Consider the following 1435-nt stretch of genomic DNA (forward strand, 5'->3'; position numbering starts at 1 on the left):
GCCGTAGCCCGCTGCCGGCGTCCGAATGGGGGCGGCGGCCACCGTCGGTCGATTGGCGCTCATGACGGCGGCGCGGGCGCACTACGGTCGGTGGCATGGAGTTGGAACAGGCGCGCAAGCTGTGGCAGCCGCAGCCCGGCTGGCTGAACACCGCCAGCTACGGGCTGCCGCCCGAGCCGGGCTGGGCGGCGGTGCAGGAGGCGCTGGCCGACTGGCGGACGGGACGTACCTCCTGGGAGGGTTGGAACGACGCGACCCGGCGGTCCCGGGCGGCCTTCGCCGGCCTGGTCGGCGTGCCGGCCACCGACGTGGCGGTCGGCAGCACCGTCTCCGGGCTGCTCGCCCCGGTCGCGGCGGCCCTGCCGGCCAGTGCCACGGTGGTGGTTCCGGAGGTGGAGTTCACCTCCAACCTCTTTCCCTGGCTGGCGCAGGTCGAGCGGGGGGTGCGGGTGCGGACGGTCCCGCTCGCCGGCCTCGTCGACGCGATCGACGCCGGCACCGACCTGGTCGCGTTCAGCCTGGTGCAGTCCGCCGACGGCACCGTCGCCGACTACGACCGGATCGTCGCCGCCGCCCGGGCGCACCGCGCGCTGGTGGCCGTGGACGCGACCCAGGCGTGCGGCTGGCTGCCGTTCGACGCGGGCCTGGCCGACGTGGTCGCGGTCGGGGCGTACAAGTGGTTGATGGGGCCGCGCGGGTCGGCCCTGGCCTACCTGGCACCCGCGCTGCGCGAGCGGCTGCGCCCCGACGCCGCCGGCTGGTACGCGGGCGAGGACCCGTTCTCCTCCTACTACGGCCCGCCGCTGCGGCTGGCCAGTGACGCCCGGCGGTTCGACCAGTCCCCGGCGTGGTTCAGTTGGGTCGGCACCGCCCCCGCGCTGGAACTGCTCGCCGAGATCGGCCTGCCGGCGGTGCGCGAGCACGACGTGACACTGGCCAACCGGTTCCTCGCCGGCCTGGGTCGGCCGCCGGGAAACAGCGCGATCGTTGCTGTCGAGGTGCCCGGCGCGCAGGAGAAGCTGGAACGGGCGGGCATCCGGGCGGCGGTGCGCGCCGGCCGGGTCCGGGCCTCGTTCCATCTCTACACCACCGAGGCCGACGTCGACCTGGCCCTGGAGGCGCTTGCCGGCTGACCGGCCGTTGCCGCCGCCCGCCGTGGCGGATCGGCCGGCCGGGCCCACCGCGGCGGCGTGCGCGGTTCCGTCCGTAAGCCCGCCCGGCGACAGTCCACCATGCCGGCCGGCCGGGTCCCCTGTGTGGGGGCCCGGCCGGTGGCGTGTCTGTGCGTGTCTGTGTCTGTGGGTGTGGGTCAGTTGTTCCAGTGCTGGGCGACGAGGTCGGCGGCCTGCTGTTCCCATTGGGCGTATGCGTCGGGGTAGGCCGAGACCTGGACGGTCTGGGCGGCGTCGGTCAGGGGCATGTTCTGCCAGCCGTC

1 protein-coding gene is annotated in these 1435 nt (G+C 75.3%); it reads left to right on the plus strand.

Going from position 1 to position 1435, the window contains the following annotated elements; genetic code table 11:
* Positions 1 to 95 precede the first annotated feature (95 nt).
* On the plus strand, positions 96 to 1133 hold the full coding sequence (locus tag E1258_RS32625; protein WP_132407829.1) for an aminotransferase class V-fold PLP-dependent enzyme: 1038 nt from the start codon (positions 96 to 98) through the stop codon (positions 1131 to 1133).
* The last annotated feature ends 302 nt before the right edge of the window (positions 1134 to 1435 follow it).

This window comes from Micromonospora sp. KC207 (assembly GCF_004348615.1).
Classification (GTDB): Bacteria; Actinomycetota; Actinomycetes; order Mycobacteriales; family Micromonosporaceae; genus Micromonospora.

What these genes read in the sequence shown, in the direction of transcription:
- E1258_RS32625 (WP_132407829.1), top strand. Translation starts at nt 96, where the DNA reads ATGGAGTTGGAACAGGCGCGCAAGCTGTGGCAGCCGCAGCCCGGCTGG.